Below are 4,811 nucleotides of genomic sequence, written 5' to 3'. Positions count from 1 at the left end.
GGTGGCGCCGTCAGGCGACGGAGGTTAGCTGTTGGAAGCGCCGCAGGCTGTAGAGCTTTCCTGGCAGCTAGTAGCTAGCAGCTAGAAGCCCCCGCACGAATGACTCTATCCATCAGCGCCGAACACATCAGCTCGTCAAACCGCAATTTGGCAGTCTGGGTCATCCGGAAACCGCCGCTTTTTTAACTTTCCTTAAATAGTCATAAATCTTTCTTTACCCCGCTCCGATTGCCTCTATTTCCAGTGTATAATAAAGGAAATTATGAGCAGTAAAAGGAACGTGCTTTATGTATGGAGGACTCTCATATGGGGCAGCGGGTTCATTCTATAAAAGGGAAAACGATTCTCTGGATTCTGATTATTCTTCTCCTGCTGGGAGGGATCTATTACTATACCCATCGGAATTCTACGGCCGACAGGAAGTATAATTCCCGCCAGGGGGTGACCGTGGAGACCATGGAGCGGAAGGATATGATGAAGCGGGTGGTGCTGTCCGGGGAGACGGTGCCGAAGGCTTCTGTGGATATTTCTCCGAAGTATGGCGGCCGCATTGCGGCAATCTATGTGGACCTGGGGGACCATGTGGAAGCGGGGGATGTGCTCCTCTCCCAGGATACGAAGGACGTGTCCCTGTCCCTGGCGGCCAGCCGCGCCGGCAGTGACCAGGCTTCGGCGGATGCCGTGGAGAGCCGGTCCTCCTACGATGCCGGCACCATGAAGGCCCAGAGCGACTATGACAATGCCCTCACCACCTATGAACGGTACGAGACCCTTTTCGGAGAAGGCGCCGTTTCGAAGCAGGAACGGGATGACAAGTACCGGGCCATGATGGAGGCAAAGTCGGCCCTGGAAAGTCTCACGGGACAGGACGTAGGCGGTGTGCCGGCAGTCATTGCCAGCAAAGAGGCGGCTGCGGAGAAGGCCAGGTATACGGCGGATTCCCTGGAGGCCCAGAGAAATGATATGACCATGGTATCCCCCGTTTCCGGTACCATCGGCTACCGGGATGCGGAAGTGGGGGAATGGGCCAGCGCGGGGCAGAAGCTCCTCACCGTGGTGGATAACAGCGCCCTGTACCTGGACTGCGCCGTGGCGGAGCAGGACGTGGGGGTGCTGCAGGAAGGCATGAAGGTGCCGGTGTCCATCGATTCCCTGGGGGAAACGGCGGAGGGAACGATTATCTATATCAGCCCGGCCCTGGATGCTTCTTCCCATTCCTACAAAGTCCGTATTCTCCTCTCTCCGGTGGACAGGGCCCTTCGGGGCGGCCTCTTCGGCCGGAGTGAAGTGACGGCGGTGGAACGGAAAAATGCCCTGTTTCTTCCCAAGGAAGGGGTGCTTGAAAATAATGGCAAAAAGTACGCCTTTCTGGTGGACGGGGACAATAAAGTCAAAAAAGTAGAAGTCACCACCGGCCTTTACAACGATGATTCCGTGGAAATCCTGAAGGGAATCGCTCCGGGAGACCGGGTGGCGGTGACCAATATTTCCAAACTGAAAAAAGGCATGACCGTGGACATTGAGGAGGGCGGCCTATGAACCGGTTCAATATGACCCGCTATGCCGTCACCCATCCCATCGGCATCGTCATGATTGTACTCTTCTTCGTGACATTGGGCCTTTACAGCTATTACCGGATCGGCGTGGAGCTCTATCCGAAGATCAATACGCCCTATGTGGTGGTGAGTGTTTCCTACAGCGGCGCCGATGCGGAGTCCGTGGAGCAGCAGATTACGAAACCCGTGGAAGATGCGCTCTCTTCCGTGTCTAACGTGAAGCATATCACGTCGAAATCGAAGACCGGCCGGTCCCAGGTGACCCTGGAACTGAACTTCGATGCCGACGTGGATGCGGCGGCGGTGGATGCGTCCCAGAAGGTAAATGCCATCCGGAAGAGCCTGCCCGACGACGCTGATGACCCGGTGGTGGAAAAGCGGGATATGGACGCGGCGCCTATTATCGATCTGGCCCTTGTGTCCTCGCATCCTTTGGATGAAATGTATTCTCTCGCCGATAATACGCTGACCAATGATTTCACAAAGGCCGATGGCGTGTTGGATGTGGAACTGTCCGGCGGCAGGGATAAGGAAATCGCGGTGAAGGTAGATCGGGACCGGCTCTCCTATTACGGCATTTCCATGAACGACATCATTTCCGCCCTGAAGCGGGAAAACAAGCTGGCCCCCTCCGGCTCTTCCTACACTGACCGCAGGCAGACCCAGATCCGTCTGGACGGCCAGTATGCATCGGTGGCCGATATCAAGCAGATCCATCTCACCGCCGCCAATGGGGAGTCGGTACCTATTACGGCCCTGGGTGACGTGGTGCGGGAGGATAAGAAGGTATCCCGCTACGCCCGCATCAATGGACAGGACGGTATCGGTATTTCCATTTACAAGAATTCCAATGCGAACCTGGTGTCCACGGCGGACAACGTCATGCAGGTGCTGGACCAGCTCAGGGCAGAGTATCCGGACTACCGGTTCATCGTGGTCAATGACTCCGCGGACTACGTGCGGACGGCCCTGCACAATACCCTGGGCACCCTCATCGAAGGGCTCTTCACCACGGGACTGGTACTGTTCCTCTTCCTCCGGGGCTGGCGGTCCGCGGCGGCAGTCATGATTGCTATTCCTACGTCCCTTATTGCCTCTTTCTTTGCCATGTACATGGCGGGCTTCACCTTCAACATGATGTCCCTCATGGGCATGACCCTATGTATCGGCATCCTGGTGGACGACTCCATCGTGGTGCTGGAAAATATCCACCGCCACCTGGCCATGGGAGAAAATCCCGTGGAGGCGGCGGTGAACGGGCGAATGGAAATCGGCATGGCCGCCATTGCTATCACCCTCTGCGATATGGTGGTGTACCTGCCCATTGCCTTCATGACCAGTATGACCGGCCAGTTCTTCCGGCAGTTCGGGCTGACCATCGTCTTTGCTTCTCTGTTTTCCCTCTTTGTCTCTTTTACCCTGACCCCTATGCTGGCGTCCCGGTTCTTCCGGAATGGCCTGCCCCAGAGCCACAGCCGCCTATTCGCAGCCATGGACCGGGTAGAGGATGGGGTGCAGCGGTTCTACGGGGAAGCCCTTCATTGGAGCTTTTCTAATAAGAAAAAACTCTTCGCTGGCGTGGCCCTGTCCCTGGCCATTTTCACTGCCATGATTCCCCTGGGTATCATCGGCCGGGAATACATGCCGAGGACTGATGAAAGCGGTTTTAACGTGCAGATCAAGCTGCCCACAGATGCCAGTGTGGAACGGACGGACAAGGTAACCTCCCAGCTGGAGGACTATCTCTCGAAGGTGCCGGAAGTGACGAACTACATGGCCATGGTGGGCGGCGGCAACGGCGTGAACTCCGGCCGTATCCGGGTTTCCCTGGAAAACAGACAGGACCGGAGCCGTTCCATCTGGGCTGTCACCGATGAAATGAGAGCCTGGATTGCGAAGAATATCAAAGACGGCGACGTCCGTATCAAGGAAGACCAGGCCTCCGTATCCGGTACGTCCGGCGGCGGTCTCGGCCAGGGGGGCGGCGCCTTCCGCCTCGAACTTCGGGGCAATAACATGGAGGACCTTATCAAAGCGTCTGAAATGGCCCAGGACCTCATCAAAAACGGGAATTACGGCGTCACCGACGTAAGCTCCACCTACCAGGAAGGGCTGCCGGAACTGTCCATCATCCCGGACCGGGAAAAAATGAAATTCTACGGCGTCACCGTGGGAAGTCTCTACGACACCCTGTCTTCCGCCATCAGTGGCAGCAGCGGCGGCGTCCTGCCAAACGATGTAAAGAACAACGGAAACGACACGGATATCAATGTCTATTTCCGGGGCGGCGAAAGCTATAAGAAATCGGACCTGGCAGCGGTGCCTATGGAAACGAAAAACGGTATCGTCCATATTTCCGACGTGGCCACTATTAAAGATGACGTGGGGCCTATCACCATCAACCGCACCGACAAGCAGCGGTCCATCATCATTGGCGGCAATCCCGGGAGCTGGCCTTTGAGCCAGGTCATCAGTGAAGTGACCAATGACCTGAACCAGGCGGGGCTCCCGAAGTCCGTAAGCTTCCGGTTCTCCGGCCAGGCGGACAGCATGAATGAAAGCTTTACGGAACTTCTGGCGGCCCTCCTTATGGGCATGGTGCTGGTATACATGATCCTTTCCGTACTCTATGAGTCTGTGAAGACCTCCTTCATCCGCATGTTCTCCCTGCCCTTCGGCCTTATCGGGTCCCTGTTCTTCCTGTTTCTCATGAATGACAGCCTCAATATCTATTCCATGATCGGCATCATCGTCATGGATGGGGTGGTGGCGAAAAACGGCACCCTCCTTTTGGACTATACCCTTACCCTCATGCACCGGGACGGCATGAAGCCGAAGGAAGCGGTCATCGAAGCGGGAAAGACGAGACTCCGCCCGATTCTCATGACCACATTCACCATGATCGTAGGTATGATCCCCACAGCCCTGGCGGTGACGGCGGGCTCGGAAACCAGAAGCTCCATGGCCTGGGTCATCATCGGCGGCCTCCTCACGTCCACGGTGTTCACGCTCCTCGTGCTCCCCATGATTTTCCTCTTCTTCGAAGAGCACCCCATGGTACAGTGGATACGGAAGAAAGTGGGAGTGTAAAACGGACTATTGCGGTTTGACGAGCTGTTGGATGGTTGGATTCTCATCGGCGTGACTACGGTCTGGGTCAAAGTGGCTGAAGGGGAACGCCCTGCGGGCGAGGGGTAACGCCTGACGGCGAGGTGACTCAAGGGGAATGGCCTTCGGCCAAGGGGAAGGTGCGGC

General features: G+C 56.6%; 2 protein-coding genes. Both read left to right on the top strand.

Translation table 11 applies throughout. The annotated features are described in order from the left end of the window. Nucleotides 1-306 precede the first annotated feature (306 nt). Nucleotides 307-1,539, top strand: a complete 1,233-nt coding sequence (locus QZR21_RS07995) for an efflux RND transporter periplasmic adaptor subunit (protein WP_296098344.1) — start codon at nucleotides 307-309, stop codon at nucleotides 1,537-1,539. Then, on the top strand, nucleotides 1,536-4,646 hold the full coding sequence (locus QZR21_RS07990) for an efflux RND transporter permease subunit (protein ID WP_296098346.1): 3,111 nt from the start codon (nucleotides 1,536-1,538) through the stop codon (nucleotides 4,644-4,646). The genes QZR21_RS07995 and QZR21_RS07990 overlap by 4 nt, the downstream gene beginning before the upstream one ends. Nucleotides 4,647-4,811 lie beyond the last annotated feature (165 nt).

Source organism: uncultured Dialister sp. (assembly GCF_900541605.1).
Classification (GTDB): domain Bacteria; phylum Bacillota; class Negativicutes; order Veillonellales; family Dialisteraceae; genus Dialister.
This window is presented reverse-complemented; position numbering and strand designations above follow the sequence as displayed.

What these genes read in the sequence shown, in the direction of transcription:
- QZR21_RS07995 (WP_296098344.1), top strand. Translation starts at nt 307, where the DNA reads ATGGGGCAGCGGGTTCATTCTATAAAAGGGAAAACGATTCTCTGGATT.
- QZR21_RS07990 (WP_296098346.1), top strand. Translation starts at nt 1,536, where the DNA reads ATGAACCGGTTCAATATGACCCGCTATGCCGTCACCCATCCCATCGGC.